The 15,605-nt window shown below is 56.5% G+C and carries 13 protein-coding genes and 1 pseudogene; 13 read left to right on the forward strand and 1 reads right to left on the reverse strand.

The window, feature by feature from the left end:
• Positions 1-923: 923 nt before the first annotated feature.
• Positions 924-1,904, forward strand: a complete 981-nt coding sequence (locus C2U47_RS16960; protein ID WP_233735828.1) for a tyrosine-type recombinase/integrase — start codon at positions 924-926, stop codon at positions 1,902-1,904.
• Between the two features lie 470 nt (positions 1,905-2,374).
• Complete coding sequence (locus C2U47_RS16965; protein WP_103261772.1) at positions 2,375-4,297, forward strand: sensor domain-containing diguanylate cyclase; 1,923 nt, start codon at positions 2,375-2,377, stop codon at positions 4,295-4,297.
• A gap of 1,357 nt (positions 4,298-5,654) precedes the next feature.
• On the opposite strand, the gene C2U47_RS16970 is transcribed toward C2U47_RS16965, so the two are convergent.
• Positions 5,655-5,882 carry a helix-turn-helix domain-containing protein gene (locus tag C2U47_RS16970; RefSeq protein ID WP_080697938.1) on the reverse strand — a complete coding sequence of 76 codons (228 nt, stop codon included), beginning with the start codon at positions 5,880-5,882 and terminating at the stop codon, positions 5,655-5,657.
• Positions 5,883-5,992: 110 nt separating this feature from the next.
• Between C2U47_RS16970 and C2U47_RS16975 the strand changes: the two genes are divergently transcribed.
• The 11 genes and pseudogenes from C2U47_RS16975 to fliG all read left to right on the forward strand — a co-directional run bounded on the left by C2U47_RS16975 (position 5,993) and on the right by fliG (position 15,572).
• Positions 5,993-6,232: a hypothetical protein gene (locus tag C2U47_RS16975; protein WP_042878959.1), complete on the forward strand. Its 240-nt coding sequence runs from the start codon at positions 5,993-5,995 to the stop codon at positions 6,230-6,232.
• Positions 6,233-6,301: 69 nt separating this feature from the next.
• A pseudogene (locus C2U47_RS23800) lies at positions 6,302-6,429 on the forward strand (IS630 family transposase); the annotation flags it as partial.
• A gap of 33 nt (positions 6,430-6,462) precedes the next feature.
• Positions 6,463-6,765 carry a hypothetical protein gene (locus tag C2U47_RS16985; protein ID WP_042878961.1) on the forward strand — a complete coding sequence of 101 codons (303 nt, stop codon included), beginning with the start codon at positions 6,463-6,465 and terminating at the stop codon, positions 6,763-6,765.
• 940 nt (positions 6,766-7,705) lie between these two features.
• Positions 7,706-8,797 carry an HD domain-containing phosphohydrolase gene (locus C2U47_RS16990; RefSeq protein ID WP_039039918.1) on the forward strand — a complete coding sequence of 364 codons (1,092 nt, stop codon included), beginning with the start codon at positions 7,706-7,708 and terminating at the stop codon, positions 8,795-8,797.
• 390 nt (positions 8,798-9,187) lie between these two features.
• Entirely contained in the window at positions 9,188-9,556 is a 369-nt protein-coding gene (locus C2U47_RS16995) for an ArsR/SmtB family transcription factor (protein WP_039039917.1), read from the forward strand.
• 88 nt (positions 9,557-9,644) lie between these two features.
• Entirely contained in the window at positions 9,645-10,709 is a 1,065-nt protein-coding gene (gene arsB / locus C2U47_RS17000) for an ACR3 family arsenite efflux transporter (RefSeq protein WP_103261773.1), read from the forward strand.
• Positions 10,710-10,760: 51 nt separating this feature from the next.
• The gene (gene arsC, locus C2U47_RS17005) at positions 10,761-11,186 is read left to right on the forward strand and encodes a glutaredoxin-dependent arsenate reductase (RefSeq protein ID WP_089503660.1); all 426 of its coding nucleotides are present in this window, start codon (positions 10,761-10,763) and stop codon (positions 11,184-11,186) included.
• Between the two features lie 103 nt (positions 11,187-11,289).
• Complete coding sequence (befA, locus tag C2U47_RS17010; protein ID WP_103261774.1) at positions 11,290-12,066, forward strand: beta cell expansion factor BefA; 777 nt, start codon at positions 11,290-11,292, stop codon at positions 12,064-12,066.
• Positions 12,067-12,444: 378 nt separating this feature from the next.
• Positions 12,445-12,762 (forward strand): flagellar hook-basal body complex protein FliE, encoded by a 318-nt coding sequence (gene fliE, locus C2U47_RS17015; RefSeq protein ID WP_029314161.1) that lies wholly within the window; start codon positions 12,445-12,447, stop codon positions 12,760-12,762.
• A 55-nt stretch (positions 12,763-12,817) separates the two neighbouring features.
• Complete coding sequence (gene fliF, locus C2U47_RS17020) at positions 12,818-14,518, forward strand: flagellar basal-body MS-ring/collar protein FliF (protein WP_010673916.1); 1,701 nt, start codon at positions 12,818-12,820, stop codon at positions 14,516-14,518.
• Positions 14,511-15,572, forward strand: a complete 1,062-nt coding sequence (fliG, locus tag C2U47_RS17025; protein WP_010673917.1) for a flagellar motor switch protein FliG — start codon at positions 14,511-14,513, stop codon at positions 15,570-15,572. The genes fliF and fliG overlap by 8 nt, the downstream gene beginning before the upstream one ends.
• The last annotated feature ends 33 nt before the right edge of the window (positions 15,573-15,605 follow it).

Raw genomic sequence — 15,605 nt, forward strand, 5'->3', positions numbered from 1 at the left:
CGGCACTCTCTGTCAGCCGCATTATAGGTATCGTGAAATGGAAATCTGGCTCCAGCGAGCTCGATTGTCAGCTGACAGCGGGGTGATCAGCTCATCAGAACCATCAGGCATTAGCGTTATCGGTAGCGTGAAATGGAAATCTGGCTCCAGCGAACTCGATTGTCAGCTGACAACGGGGTGATCAGCTCATCAGAACCATCAGGCATTGGCGTTATCGGTAGTGTGAAATGATGTCCTGGCCGCTGCCCGATAATCTCTCTGTCAGCCGCATTATAGGTATCGTGAAATGGAAATCTGGCTCCAGCGAGCTCGATTGTCAGCTGACAACGGGGCGATCAGCTCATCAGAACCATCAGGCATTAGCGTTATCGGTAGCGTGAAATGGAAATCTGGCTCCAGCGAACTCGATTGTCAGCTGACAACGGGGTGATCAGCTCATCAGAACCATCAGGCATTAGCGTTATCGGTAGCGTGAAATGGAAATCTGGCTCCAGCGAACTCGATTGTCAGCTGACAACGGGGTGAGCAGCTCATCAGAACCATCAGGCATTGGCGTTATCGGTAATGTGAAATGAAGTCCTGGCCGCTGCCCGATAATCTGCTCGGCACTCTCTGTCAGCCGCATTATAGGTATCGTGAAATGGAAATCTGGCTCCAGCGAGCTCGATTGTCAGCTGACAGCGGGGTGATCAGCTCATCAGAACCATCAGGCATTAGCGTTATCGGTAGCGTGAAATGGAAATCTGGCTCCAGCGAACTCGATTGTCAGCTGACAACGGGGCGATCAGCTCATCAGAACCATCAGGCATTAGCGTTATCGGTGCATATTCCGGTCGAAAATGAACACCTATTCCGGTTTAAAATGAACGCTGATTCCGGCTTGCGTGTACACCGATTCCGGACACCTCAGTGCACGTACTCTGATGTCAGATGAACCGTCCTGTTCCAACGTCTTGGATCCACAACTGCCGCGCTGCGCTTGGCTGCTGGCTTGTTCAGTGAGTCGAAAAGATGCCTCCCCTCAAAGCTCAGCTTCTGCTCGAAGAATCCCTGTCCGCATACTTTCCGGAAATGGTGTTCACAGATTCCGGAATCACTGTTCAACTTCACCGGAATACGCATCAGTAGCCGCTGGAAACCGCATTATCGGTATCGAGAAATGGAAACCGGCCACCTGCAATCGAGTATTAGCATTGCTCAAGGCCATCATGACCTGGGCAGCCCGTGCCGGACTGATCAAGGACAATCCCGCCGCCTTGGTGTCATTGCTGCGAGAGAACAATCGGCGCGAACGCTACTTCACTCCAGATGAAATCCGCCGCCTGTTCCGGGCTGCTGATCAGCATGAGAGTTTCTATACCGGTCAGTATGTCAAGATGTTGCTGCTCACCGGCTTGCGCCGGGCCGAGCTGGCAAGGGCCAAATGGCAGCACTACAACAAGGAGGACAAGACCCTATATATTCCCCACACCAAGAACGGCCATAGCCGTGTGTTGCACCTGAACCATATGGCGGTGGAGCTGTTGAACTACTTACCGGTGACACAGGGAAATCCCTACCTGTTTCCCGGCAAGCGGCAAGGGCAGCCATTGCAAAATCCCACCAAGGGGTTTCAGCGGATGCTGGCGCGAGCCGGTATAGATAAGGAGGGGGTTTGCCTGCACACCTGTCGTCATTCGGTAGCGGCGTTGATTGTCTCCAACGGCGGCACCCTGTTTGACGTGCAATCCCAGCTTGGGCACCGGAGCAGTCAGACATCACTGCGTTATGCTCACCTGCATAACACTCGGATGCAGCAGACCAGCCAGAAAATAGCCAATTGCATCCATGATGCCCTGACCAGCTCTGTACCATCCAAGCCGCTGCCACAGCCCGAAGAGGGCGAGTGGGTTCAGGCTAGCTAGGTATGTCGGTATCTCATCCAGTGGTGAGATACCGATATCGCTGTTTAGCAGCCCAATGATCCGTTTTCAGCGACCGTCCCGACAAACCGCTACACAAAATCTGTCGGGGCTTATGAGCCTTCTCAACCGCTTCTCGCCGGTTGATAACAAAACCCCTCACCTGATGACAAAACCCATAGCCGATGATGGGTTTTGCGAAAAACTGCCTGCCAGCCAATTCGTCACGCCGTGTCGCGGCCTGTTTGGATAATCCATCCCCTGTGTGATGGGAAGCCTGGATACGACCACCGAGTACAGCCTCCCTCCACTCGAAGGATGATCACTCAACATCTTGATGCTGCCCCAACCCTTCCAAAAAACTCAACAAGTGAGACATATCATACTAATTCTTAGAAGAAATTTGCTCGTTAACCTCACCACTGATATTTATTATGGTTATATTTTTCGGCAGGCATCAGGAGCTACCGAACATGGCAACTTATCCAATTCCACCAGATGAAGAAGACAGACTCAATCTACTACACGCCCTCAACATTCTCGATACTCCGTCAGAAGAGGCTTTTGATCGCATGACTCGATTAGTTGCACTCATTTTAGATGTCCCGATTGCATTGGTTTCACTGGTCGACACTGACCGACAGTGGTTCAAGTCGCGGATAGGTATTGATGAAAATGAAACCCCACGAGAAGTTGCTTTTTGTGCTCATGCTATAGCGCAAACAACACCGCTGATCGTGACAGACACAAAGCAAGACTCCCGCTTCATGAGTAATGCTCTCGTAACGGGAAATCCGAATATTCGCTTCTATGCCGGTGTGCCTTTACGTAGTATCGGTGGGCTCGCAATAGGCACATTATGTGCTATAGACTCCAAACCTCGACAATTGAGTCCTGATGAGATAAGCATTCTGGTTGACCTTGCCGCACTCGTTAGCAAAGAAATGCAAATGCGTGAAGTGCTTTTGAGTCATGCGCGTTCCGAGCAAGCCATACAAGCCATGGAGGATATCGAAGCGCGTTTTAGGACTATCTTTGAACGTGCAGGCATAGGTATTGCGATGGTTGCGCCAGACGGCGGATGGCTGCGCGTCAACGATGCGTTATGCCAAATTGTCGGTTACAGCCAAGATGAGCTTCTCAAGCTCACATTTCAGGATATAACCCACCCAGACGATTTAGATACTGACTTATCCCTGTTACAGCAATTAATTAATAATGATATCGACCACTATCAGCTGGAAAAACGTTACATCACTAAATCAGGACGTTCTGTTTGGATACAGCTGATAGTCACCAAAAAATTGAGTAACAACGGTGAGTTAGAGTATTTCATTTCAATTATCAAAAATGTACAGGAGCAAAAGGAAGCAGAGGCGTCCTTGGCTGAGTTACGTAAGGACTTGGATAGCCGAGTAGAAACAAGAACCAGAGACCTAAAATTAGCTAATGAAATGCTGTCCGCCTCTATTGCTCAGCAGCTTCGGTTTGAGCAGGAATTACGTAGACGCGAAGCTGAATTGCAAATGGTGCTCCAAAACGCGAACGATGCTTACGTATGCATTGATCACCACGGTGTGATCCGCGACTGGAATCAACAAGCAGAGCATACCTTCGGTTGGAGCCGCGAAGAGGTGATTGGCCGCCCACTGGATGAAACGATCATCCCGGCCTCAATGCGTGAGGCTCATCGTGCAGGGTTGGCATGCTATCTGGCTACCGGTAAGCACCATGTCCTCAATCAACATAACGAGCTGACAGCGGTACGCCGCGATGGCATGACCTTACCTGTTGAGGTCCGAATTAGCCCTTTATTTATTGATGGGAAAACAATTTTTAGTGCGTTCCTGCATGATATCACCGAGCGAAAAAAGGCCGAGGCAATCCACGAATTCGAAGCCACTCACGACGCGCTAACTGGATTGTATAACCGGCGTGGTATGTTCAACTTGTTGCCAGCAGCAATAGCCCGCGCCAAGCGGACTCAGACATCTTTAGCGTTACTTTATATCGACCTTGATGGCTTCAAGCAAATCAACGATACACACGGTCATGATGCCGGCGATTCCGTATTACGTGTCATAGGAACTCGCTTACAGGAAAACATTAGACAAACGGATACAGCAGTACGTTTAGGCGGTGACGAATTTACGATCGTGTTGGAGAACACTAAGCACGGGACTCCCGATGTCAATATGCTGGCGCAGAAGATATTGGAGGCCATCCAACAGCCGATACAACTCGATTCAACAACAGCTGTTATCAGTGCCAGTATCGGCATAGCAATCCATCATGCTGACGATATAATCAATGCCGATCAACTGATTAGCCAAGCTGACTCTGCGATGTACGAAGCCAAGAACGCAGGTAAGGCCCGTGTTTGCGTACATAAGTGACAATATGCCGACATAACAACGGTGTCTGACAATCAAGTCAGATACCGCTTATCGTTATTGAGGTGATCTGCGCCTCAGTAGCCGCTGAAAACCGCATTATCGGTATCGAGAAATGGAAACCAAGCTGCTGGTTGGCAGCGATTGTCAGCTGACAACGAGGTGATCTGCGCCTCAGTAGCCGCTGAAAACCGCATTATCGGTATCGAGAAATGGAAACCAAGCTGCTGGTTGGCACCGATTGTCAGCTGACAATGGGGTGATCTGCGCATCAGTAGCCGCTGGAAACCGCATTATCGGTATCGAGAAATGGAAACTAGGCTACTGGCTGGCAGCGATTGTCAGCTGACAACGGGGTGATCTGCACCTCAGTAGTCGCTGGCGACCCCATTATCGGTATCGTGAAATGAAATCCTGGCTGCTTGCTGGCCGATCTTCGGCTCGGTGCTTTCTGGCAGATGGATTATCGGTAGTATGAGATGGAACTCGTCCTGTTGCATATTCTGGTCGAAAATGAACACCTATTCCGGTTTAAAATGAACGCTGATTCCGGCTTGCGTGTACACCGATTCCGGACACCTCAGTGCACGTACTCTGATGTCAGATGAACCGTCCTGTTCCAACGTCTTGGATCCACAACTGCCGCGCTGCGCTTGGCTGCTGGCTTGTTCAGTGAGTCGAAAAGATGCCTCCCCTCAAAGCTCAGCTTCTGCTCGAAGAATCCCTGTCCGCATACTTTCCGGAAATGGTGTTCACAGATTCCGGAATCACTGTTCAACTTCACCGGAATACGCACCTGTCCAGCGATGGCGATTGTCAGCTGACAACGGAGTGATCAGTACATCAATGCCCGCAGGCATTTGCATTATAAGTATCGTGAAATGCTTACAGTACATCAATCTCGGTATCAGCGATTTTTTCAGAATATCTCCCAGGCACAGGGTTGTTGTTTTCAACGGTTTTGTTGTAGTCACAACGAGGGGATTGAGATACCTGCTGGTTTCCTAATCGCCTGTCTGGACGATGCGTTTGTGAGTTGTGACACCGACGATTTCCTAAACAGGCTCTCTCTTCCCTACAGGCCTCATGAGAGGACTGCCTGGTATCATCGCTACTCTGTGAGGGTCGACGGAGCACCGGATGTAGCGTTTGTGGGCAAACTTCTGGCCGAATGCGACGCATCTCCCTAATGCGTCCGATGACAACGAGTATGGTTTCGCCTGGCACTGGCTGGAGCTGACACTGTACCAAACCAGCTCAGGGCGGTTTGCATGCAGTGATAAGGTGAGGTGTTTGGCGTGTTCGAGTTTATTGCAAATCCAGGGCGGGCCATTGGGTAAGAGCAACAGCCATGCTATGGCTATGGCAGCAATGATGCAGGCGAGACCCCAAGGGCTTTTGCGATCAAATAAACTTTTTCAAGGGTTACCCTAGTCTCCCCACGTTCGATTTTTCCCATATGACCACGGTCTATACCAGCAATTAGCGCTAGTTTTTCCTGTTGCATACCTCGTGCAGACCGCAGTTCTCGTACATTTTTACCGAATGCAGTTGCGAGCATCGTCAGCTCAAACTCGTCAGAATCCATGTTATCTCCTCACAAGAGGAGCTATGTTCTACGTTATACGGCGTACTGTACACGGTCATCAGTACACTTGTATAATGACACGGCATATAAGCATCATTTGAGGGTGGATAATGTCCAATCAACAGATCATCCTGAGCCAGGATCAAAAAAGTGGCACAGTGACATTAATTTTTCACAATGCGGATTTCCTAGCCGCAGTAGGAGATTCGCTGAGAGTGGATTCACTCTTACATGTCACTATCAATCAATCCATATATGATGAATTTGTTAAGAGTGTGATGGGTTCGTTTGTTGCTGAGTTTATGGATTTTAAGAAAAATTGGCCGATACCTCAGGAGCTAAGGAAGTGAACAAGTCTCTGATATGAGATGTTTACACTCATATGGAGCTGTATCTTAGAGGGCCATCATTAGTCATGCCTGGTATTCCAGCCAGTCTACAGCCCTTGGGTGAATCACATAGAGCGGCAGTGGCACAAGTTAGAGAGACCATCACGCGCAATCATCAATGCAGAGAAGTGGTCAACCTGCGGACTCGATGCAGTTGATTCGCAGATGTTGCATGAATGGAGTAACAAAAGATGAAAATCATGACCAAAAAAGAGGTCGAGGTAATCAGCGATATTCGCTGTGATGTTTGTGAAGAGAGTTGCCAAACAGAGGGGGCTGTTAGCAATATCGAGTTTGGCACATTGAGTGCCCACTGGGGTTATGGAACTCAGCACGATGGCGAAAGTTACGAGGTTCACCTGTGCGAGAGTTGCTTTTTTCAGGCCATAGCAAATCTGAAAGAGCAGCGGCGAGGTGCACTGATGTTTTCAGAGAAAGGCTATGAACCAGTTGCTGATTTTGGATTGATTAACCGGCACCTTGAACTTATCTGAATAGATTCGATATTGGTCTTTGTGTGCAGAAGAAGCGTGAACAAATCTGGGGGCGTTGAGCCACCCAGCATGCTCATCCCCAAAATATGTACTTTAACGTGGTAAACAACACGATTGCGCCCTCCAAAAAGAGGCTGTGTTTGAGACAAGTTGCGTCAGCCCTGATGTCTGCCAACGGAAGATCACCGCTCTTCGCTCATCGTGGTTTGCCACAGCGGCGGGCGCATTTGTCGCTGGACCTAGTAAAGTAATGCCAACACTGCCTCAGCTTGTTTTGGATTATAACTGGCGTCAATCAGCGTTTTAATCCCCCTATGAGTCTCCATGGGGGCGGGCTTCATTAAGCACCTCTTCAATGTCGGTCAACCCAACATAACATCCTAGCCTAGGCGTTAAGCCAGGATTCCATGCTCGATGCGGCTGATGCGGTCGAGCAGAGCTTGAGCGTGTTCGGGGTATCCTGATGGTTGATCGGACGAACACCTCCTAGGTAACGGGAGACATGACCCTGTGTGAAGCGACATATCAGTACTACAACTTTCAGCACCAGCACAGTGATGGGATACCGCCAGCACAAGCCTGACTGACTGTATTAGCTATGGATTGGTCTTGTGCTCTTAGGACAACCCAAGGAGACGAATCCTACTTTGGGGGCCTGTTTTGTGTTGGACATCGCTCAATCACTCTTAGGTGGCTCTTATTCAAGGGCGCGGATTTTACCGGAATGGCTAACCAAAAACTATACAGCCGACACGTCGGAAGCGAACAATCTCTTTGCCCGGGGACGCGGGGTGGGGCGGGCGTGACATGACCACGGGCAGGGAGGGGGCCGTCGCCAGTGCGGGCGGGATCACGATCCCTGTGCGCCGTCACCATTTGGCAGGAGGGGCAAAACGGGTGTCACTATACTCCCAACAGGCCTATCAGAAGGATGTGCGGGATGGAGAGTTCATTTGGTGAGAAAGTGCAGAACGTGCACGCCACCCTCAGGCAGCGGTTTGACAAGTTGAGCCGGGTGGCGATCGCCATCTACGACCCGCAGACGGACCAGCTCAAGACCTTTGCCCACAGCACGGACGGGGGCTCGCCGCTGTTGCAGTACGAGGTCAGGCTGAGCGAGGTGCCTTCCCTGCGCTACCTGGCCGAACACCAGCAGCCCAGGGTGCTCGACACCCTGGATTCCCTGCTGGGCTCCCCCTCCGAGCACAGCCGCAAAGTGCTGGCGGCCGGGTACGCGTCGAGCTATACCGAGCCGCTGCTGCTCAACAGTCGCTTGTTCGGCTTTCTGTTTTGCGATGCCAAAGAGCCCGGTTACTTCGATGGCGCCATTTGCGGTGAGCTGGCGGCCTATGCCCAGATCCTGGCGGCCATCATCGCGGTGGAGTTCTTCTCCATCCAGACCCTGAACGGGGCCCTGACCACGGTGCGGGAGTTCAGCCGCTACCGGGACGAGGAGACCGCCAATCACCTGCACCGCATGTCGGCCTATTCGCGGCTCATCGCCAGGGAGGTGGCGGCCCATTACCCCTTGAGTGACGAGGAGGTGGAGTTCATTCACCTCTTCTCCGAGCTGCACGATATCGGCAAGATTGCGGTGCCCGACGCCATCCTGCTCAAGCCGGGCAAGCTCACGGCCGAGGAGTACGGGGTGATGAAGACCCACCCCTTCAAGGGGCGAGAGATGATCGCCCTGATGATCCGCGAGTTCGGCCTCGACGGCATCCATCACACCGACATGCTAAAGAACATCATCGCCTACCACCACGAGCGTTTCGACGGTCAGGGTTACCCGGAAGGACTGGCGGGGGAGGCGATCCCCCTGGAAGCCCGCATCGTTGCGGTGGCAGATGTGTTTGACGCCCTTACCAGCGAGCGCCCTTACAAGCAGGCCTGGCCCCTCGAAACGGCTTTTGAATACCTCAAGACCCATGCCGGCAGCCAGTTCGACCCTGTCTGCGTCGCGGCGGCGCTGCAAAGCCGGGAGGCGTTTTGTGCCATCCATCGGCAATATCGGGATCCCGTGATCACCTGATTGCGCCTCTCTCTCCTCCCCGGCTTCTCCCGGATTCCCCAGGCCCCGTCATCTGACGGCGGGGCCCTGGGGCCATTTCTCGTTTCATCGCCTTTTGGTGCATCCGGCGCCGGGGGTTGTTCTGCGGCATTGCGGCTTTGCGGCGGGGCAGGGCGCCGCGGTGGGCGGGGCGGCCAACGGGAGGATTGTCCGGGGTAAGGTCATAAGAATGCCTTATAAAGAGAGGCCAGATATTAGCCGTATGACTGACATGAGGCCGCTGGCGGGCACGACATGGCCGGGGCGGCTCCTCTGGCGGCCCGTCCCGTCGCGATGCCGGCTCGGTGGTGGTGTTTTGATCATTTCAATAATTCTTGTATAGTTGAAATAAAGCATCCAAGAGGGAGACCCATGAACAAAGAGACGGCCACCAAGGTCTTTGAATCGCTGGCTTCCGGCATCCGGCTCGAGGTGTGGCGGCTGCTGGTCAAGGCCGGGCTGGAGGGGCGGGTCGCGGGGGAGCTGGCCGGCGAGCTCGACATCGCCCCCAATACCCTCTCGTTTCACCTCAAGGGGATGCTCAACGCCGGGTTGCTGTCGGTGGAGCAGGAGGGGCGCTTTCTGCGCTATCGCGCCAACATCCCCCTGATGCTGGGGGTGATCGCCTACCTCACCGAGGAGTGCTGCGCCGGTCATCCCGAGGCGTGCGGCCTGCTGCCCGCCGGGCCCGGCAGCGCTTCCCGCGCCGAGGGGTCGTCGCCCTGCTGCGGCGAGTCGTAGCGGGCCAGGGCGGGCTGTCGATGCCCATGTGCCGTGCCATTTATCTATTCAACTTGGGGTGCGAGCGTGGATCGCACCGGGAGTCATCATGTCTGCAAGCTGTGAGGCCAAGGCAGCCCCTGCCATCGGCTTTTTTGAACGTTATCTGACCGCCTGGGTCGCCCTCTGCATCCTGGTGGGCATTGGTCTGGGGCAGGGGTTGCCGAGTCTCTTCAAGGCCATCGGCGCCATGGAGGTGGCCAGGGTCAACCTGCCGGTGGGGCTGCTTATCTGGGTGATGATCATCCCCATGCTGCTCAAGATAGATTTTGGCGCCCTGCATCAGGTGAGGGGGCACCTCAAGGGAATCGGGGTCACCCTCTTCATCAACTGGCTGGTCAAGCCCTTCTCCATGGCCTTCCTCGGCTGGCTCTTCATCCGGGTGCTGTTTGCCGACTGGCTGCCGGCGGATCAGCTGGACAGCTACGTGGCGGGCCTCATCCTGCTGGCGGCAGCCCCCTGCACCGCCATGGTGTTTGTCTGGAGTCGCCTCACCAACGGTGATCCCTACTTCACCCTGTCACAGGTGGCGGTGAACGACCTTATCATGGTGTTTGCCTTTGCCCCGCTGGTGGCGCTGCTGCTCGGGGTCTCCAGCATCATAGTGCCGTGGGATACCCTGCTCACCTCGGTGGTGCTCTACATCGTCATCCCCGTCATCCTCGCCCAGCTGCTGCGCAAGGCCTTGCTGAGAAAGGGGCAGGCCCATTTTGACGGCGTCATGACCCGCATCCAGCCCTGGTCGGTGGCGGCCCTACTGCTCACCCTGGTGCTGCTGTTCGCCTTCCAGGGCAACGCCATCATCGAGCAGCCGCTGGTTATCGCCCTCCTGGCGGTGCCCATCCTGATCCAGGTACTGTGCAACTCCGGGCTCGCCTACTGGCTCAACCGCAAGGTGGGGGAGAAGCACTCGGTGGCCTGCCCTTCCGCCCTGATCGGGGCCTCCAACTTCTTCGAGCTGGCGGTGGCTGCCGCCATCAGCCTGTTCGGCTTTCATTCCGGCGCGGCGCTCGCCACCGTGGTCGGGGTGCTCATCGAGGTACCGGTCATGCTGCTGGTGGTGCGGGTGGTTAACGCCAGCAAACCCTGGTACGAGGCGGGACTAAGGCGCTAACGGATGGCCGCTAACCCATTTCTATTCACTTGAGTCATGAGAGACAGGCAAATGAGTGCAATCACCCTCTATCACAACCCGGAGTGCGGTACCTCCCGCAACACCCTCGCGCTGATTCGCAACAGCGGTGTGGAGCCCACCATCATTCACTATCTGGAGACACCTCCCTCCCGCGACGAGCTGGTGGCCCTGATCGCCGCCATGGGCATGCCGGTGCGCGATCTGCTGCGAAAGAACGTGCCCCCCTACGAGGCGCTGGGGCTGGCAGAAGATCGCTTCAGCGATGACGAACTGATCGATGCCATGCTGGCCCACCCCATCCTCATCAACCGGCCCATCGTGGTCACCCCCCTCGGCACCCGGCTGTGCCGCCCGTCGGAGGTGGTGCTCGATATCCTGCCCGACCCGCAGCAAGGGGCGTTTGCCAAGGAGGATGGCGAGCAGGTGGTGGACGGTCAGGGCAAACGGCTTCGTTGAGACCCTGCGCGTCAGCGTCTGACCCGCGCCGGGGGGATGCTCTTAACGGGCTGGCGCCAGATCTGCTACTGTGACCTTCGACTCATCACAGAGGGTGGAAACAATGAAGATTCGATTCCTGGTGATAGCCACGGCACTGGCGCTGGCCTCAACCCCCGGTCTGGCCGACTGGGCAAAGCTGAAGGAGGCCGCCTCCGAACTCGGTACCGCGGTGAGCGATACCAGCAAGGAGGCGTGGAAGGGGATCACCGATTTTTCCAAGGAGACCTGGGAGTCGGTGTCCAGCTGGGGGGCCGAGGCCTACAACAAGGCGGGGGCCTGGACGGCAGAGAGCGCGGCCACCGGCAAGGAGTGGCTGACCGCCGCCGACAAGAAGCTCGACACCATGCTCGAGCCCAAGACCCCGGAGGAGGCGAGAACCGCCCTCGATACCATGGCCGATACCGCCCTGGTGCGGCTGTTCAACGAGCAGCCCTCGGCCAAGTTGCTGTTTGACAAGGCTTATGGCTATGCGGTGTTCGACTCGCGCAAGTTCTCCCTGATGATCCACACCAATCAGGGGGCCGGGGTGGCCGTCAATCGCACCAGTGACAAGCACACCTACATGAAGATGTTCGGTGCCGGTCTTGCGGCCGGGATCGGCGGCAAGTTCTACCAGCAGGTGATCCTGTTCGAGGACAAGGCGAGGTTCGATGCCTTCGTCAGCAAGGGGTGGGAAGCCACCTCCGAGGTGGGCGCCGTGGCGGGCAAGGAGAGCGCCGAGCTCACCGCCAAATACAATGGCGGCATGGCTATCTACCAGATTGGCGAGAAGGGGCTGTTGCTGGACGCCAACATCTCGGGCTCCAAGTACTGGCTGGATGATGACCTGAACAAGTAACCCCTGCCAATCTGACCCGGTCTTTCATGGATGGCTAGAGATGCACCCTGTTTACTTGTCGGGATTTGCAGTAAAAAGAGGGCCTTGGGCCCTCTTTTTCATGGGCGCCGCACAGAGTCCAGCGACAAGGAGAGCAAGATGACCCATGAGGCCGAACAGGAGCGGATGGCTGCCCACCGCCGGGAGTGGGACAAGCAGAGCATCTACCTGCGGCGGCGGCTGGGCGATCCCCCCGGATCTGCGACCTGATCCCCGGATGGCCGGTGCCCGCCGGCCTGATCGCGCCCCGCTTTTATCCCTGATCTCGAGATCTCGCTCTGGTTGGCACCTTTATTGCTTCAAGCCAGTCAGTGTCAATGATTTGTCTGGGAAGGGAAGATGGAAATTAGCGCAAGCAGCCTGATGCAAGAGATGCAGGCCCTCAAGGTGGAAGCCGGTGCCACGCCGTTGACCCAGCCCGGTCGTCCGGTCAGCTCGGATTTCGGCCAGATGCTGCAACAGGCCCTGGACAACGTCAACGAGTTGCAGGGCACCGCCAACGATCTGCGTACCCGCTTCGATCTCGGCGACAAGTCGGTGGATCTCTCCCAGGTGATGATCGCCGGCCAGAAATCCTCCATCGCTTTCGAGGCGACGGTGCAGGTGCGCAACAAGATGGTCGATGCCTACAAGACCATCATGAACATGCCGGTGTAACTCGGGCCCATGGCGACCGAGCATCATGAACATGTCAGCAACAAGGACATAAACCGTGGCAACTGATCAAAACGGCGATCTGCTGATCAACAACGAGGGGGCGGCCGCCCTCGACGAGCACGAGCAGAAGAGCTCGGCGCTGGGCTTCCTGTCCAACACCGATGTGTTGCGCCAGATCACCCTGATCCTGGGGCTGACCATCTGTCTGGCCATCGCTGTCTTCATCCTCTTGTGGGGCAAGGAGCCGGAGATGCGTCCCCTCGGCACCTTCACCACCCAGGAGCTGGTCTCCACCCTGGATTACCTGGATCAGCAGAAGATCCCCTATCAGGTGGATGGCAAGAGCGTGCTGGTCAGTGCCGAAAACTATGCGGACATCCGGTTGCGCCTGACCCGCGCCGGTTTGGCCAATAACAGCGACGCCAGCAACGACGGCGAAGCCATCCTGCTCAAGGACTCCAGCTTCGGCGTCAGCCAGCGCATGGAGAGCGAGCGCCTGAAACTGAGCCGCGAGCGCCAGCTGGCGAGCGCCATCGAGCAGTTCCAGAACGTCGCCAAGGCCCAGGTGCTGCTGGCTATTCCCAAAGACAACGTGTTCGCCCGCAACGAACGCAAGCCCAGCGCCACCGTGGTCCTGAGCCTCAAGGGCAACGCCCTGGGGCAGGGTGAGGTGGACTCCATCGTCGACATGGTCGCCTCCGCCGTTCACGGTCTGGAGCCGACCCGCGTCACCGTGACCGACCAGAACGGTCGCCTGCTCAACTCCGGCTCCCAGGATCCCCTCTCTGCCCAGACCCGCAAGGAGTTTGCGATGCAGCAGAAGCAGGAGCTCGAATACAAACAAAAAATTGACGCCATCCTGATCCCGGTGCTGGGGGCCGACAACTATACGGCGGAGGTGGATCTCTCCCTCGACTTCTCCCAGCAGGAACAGACCCGCAAGACCTACAACCCGGACCTGCCGGCGGTGCGCTCCGAAATGACCATGGAAGAGAACAGCGCCAGCGGCAGCAACGGCGGGGTGCCCGGCGCCCTCTCCAACCAGCCGCCCGCCGCGTCCAACATTCCCGAGCAGGCTGCCGGCGCAGAAGGAACCGCCTCTTCCGGCCGTTCCCGCAAGGAAGCGACCCGCAACTTCGAACTGGATACCACCGTCAGCCACATCCGGCGCCAGCAGGGCGGCATTCGCCGCATGACGGTGTCGGTAGCGGTGGATTACAAGGCCATCCCCGGTGCCGACGGTGCCGTGACCCGGGAAGCCCGCAGCCAGGCCGAACTCGATACCCTGCGCCGTCTGCTGAGCGGCGGTCTGGGCTTTGACGTGACCCGGGGGGATACTCTGGAGGTGGTCGCCATTCCGTTCAACCGCCCGGAACTCGAGACCGTGGCCGACATCCCTCTCTACGAGCAGCCCTGGTTCTGGCGCGCGGTGCGCATCGCCGCCTCCGTGCTGGTCATCATAGTGCTCATCGTCACCGTGGTGCGGCCCATGCTCAAGCGCCTGCTCTACCCGGACGCCAAGCCGGAAGGGGAGCTGGACTTCGACAACCACACCGTGCTGGGTGGCGACGACGAACTGAGCCTGCTGGCCGCCCAGGCCGAGGCCGAACCGGTATTCGGTCTGCGGGATGGTCAGCTCAAGCTGCCTGACCTGCACCGTGACGAGGATCTGCTCAAGGCCGTGCGCGCCCTGGTAGCGAACGAACCTGACCTGGCCGCCCAGGTCATCAAAGAATGGGTAACCAAAGATGCCTGAAGAGAATAAAAGCCAGGTCACCGGCAACGACATCACCGAAAGCCAGCGTTTGATCCTGGATCAGATGGGCGGCATGGAGATGGCGGCGGTGCTGATGCTGAGCCTCAACGAGGAGGACGCGGCCCAGATCTTCCGCCACCTCGAGCCCAAGCAGGTGCAGCGGCTCGGCATGTCCATGGCCTCCATGTCGGATTTCAGCCACGATCGGGTGGCGGCGGTGCATCGTCAATTTATCGACGACATCCAGAAGTACACCAACATCGGCATCGGCAGTGAAGACTTCGTGCGCAAGGCCCTGGTGGCGGCGCTCGGGGAGGACAAGGCCAGCAACCTGGTGGATCAGATCATCCTGGGATCAGGCGCCCGCGGCCTCGACTCCCTCAAATGGATGGATGCCCGCCAGGTGGCCAGCATCATCCAGAACGAGCACCCGCAGATCCAGACCATCGTCCTCTCCTATCTGGAGCCGGAGCAGTCCGCCGAGATCCTGAGCCAGTTCCCGGAGCAGGTGCGCCTGGATCTGGTGATGCGCATCGCCAACCTCGAAGAGGTGCAACCGGCGGCGCTGCAGGAGCTCAACGACATCATGGAGAAACAGTTCGCCGGTGCGGCCGGTGCCCAGGCGGCCAAGATGGGCGGCCTGAAGGCGGCGGCCAACATCATGAACTACCTGGACACCAACATCGAAGGGCAGCTGATGGACTCCATCCGCGAGTCGGACGAGGAGATGAGCCAGCAGATCCAGGATCTGATGTTCGTGTTCGAAAACCTCATCGACGTGGACGATCGGGGCATCCAGACCCTGTTGCGGGAAGTGCCCGGGGATCTGCTGCAACGAGCCCTCAAGGGGTCGGACGACCAGATGCGGGAAAAAGTATTCAAGAACATGTCCAAGCGGGCCGCCGAGATGCTGGCGGACGACCTCGAGGCCATGGGGCCGATCCGGGTCTCCGAGGTGGAAGCCGCCCAGAAGGAGATCCTCTCCACGGCGCGCCGCCTGGCGGATGCGGGCGAGATCATGCTGGGGGCGGGTGGTGGCGAAGAGTTCCTCTAAGCCATGGGCCATGGAATGTGCGATGATGTCGGC

Source organism: Aeromonas sp. ASNIH7, from assembly GCF_002903485.1.
In the GTDB taxonomy this organism is placed as follows: domain Bacteria; phylum Pseudomonadota; class Gammaproteobacteria; order Enterobacterales; family Aeromonadaceae; genus Aeromonas; species Aeromonas caviae.

Coding starts and splice junctions, on each gene's coding strand:
- C2U47_RS16995 (WP_039039917.1), top strand. CDS start 9,188: ATGAACAAAGAGACGGCCACCAAGGTCTTTGAATCGCTGGCTTCCGGC.
- fliE (WP_029314161.1), top strand. CDS start 12,445: ATGGAAATTAGCGCAAGCAGCCTGATGCAAGAGATGCAGGCCCTCAAG.
- C2U47_RS16960 (WP_233735828.1), top strand. CDS start 924: ATGTCAGATGAACCGTCCTGTTCCAACGTCTTGGATCCACAACTGCCG.
- arsC (WP_089503660.1), top strand. CDS start 10,761: ATGAGTGCAATCACCCTCTATCACAACCCGGAGTGCGGTACCTCCCGC.
- arsB (WP_103261773.1), top strand. CDS start 9,645: ATGTCTGCAAGCTGTGAGGCCAAGGCAGCCCCTGCCATCGGCTTTTTT.
- C2U47_RS16985 (WP_042878961.1), top strand. CDS start 6,463: ATGAAAATCATGACCAAAAAAGAGGTCGAGGTAATCAGCGATATTCGC.
- C2U47_RS16990 (WP_039039918.1), top strand. CDS start 7,706: ATGGAGAGTTCATTTGGTGAGAAAGTGCAGAACGTGCACGCCACCCTC.
- C2U47_RS16975 (WP_042878959.1), top strand. CDS start 5,993: ATGTCCAATCAACAGATCATCCTGAGCCAGGATCAAAAAAGTGGCACA.
- fliG (WP_010673917.1), top strand. CDS start 14,511: ATGCCTGAAGAGAATAAAAGCCAGGTCACCGGCAACGACATCACCGAA.
- C2U47_RS16970 (WP_080697938.1), bottom strand. CDS start 5,882: ATGGATTCTGACGAGTTTGAGCTGACGATGCTCGCAACTGCATTCGGT.
- befA (WP_103261774.1), top strand. CDS start 11,290: ATGAAGATTCGATTCCTGGTGATAGCCACGGCACTGGCGCTGGCCTCA.
- C2U47_RS16965 (WP_103261772.1), top strand. CDS start 2,375: ATGGCAACTTATCCAATTCCACCAGATGAAGAAGACAGACTCAATCTA.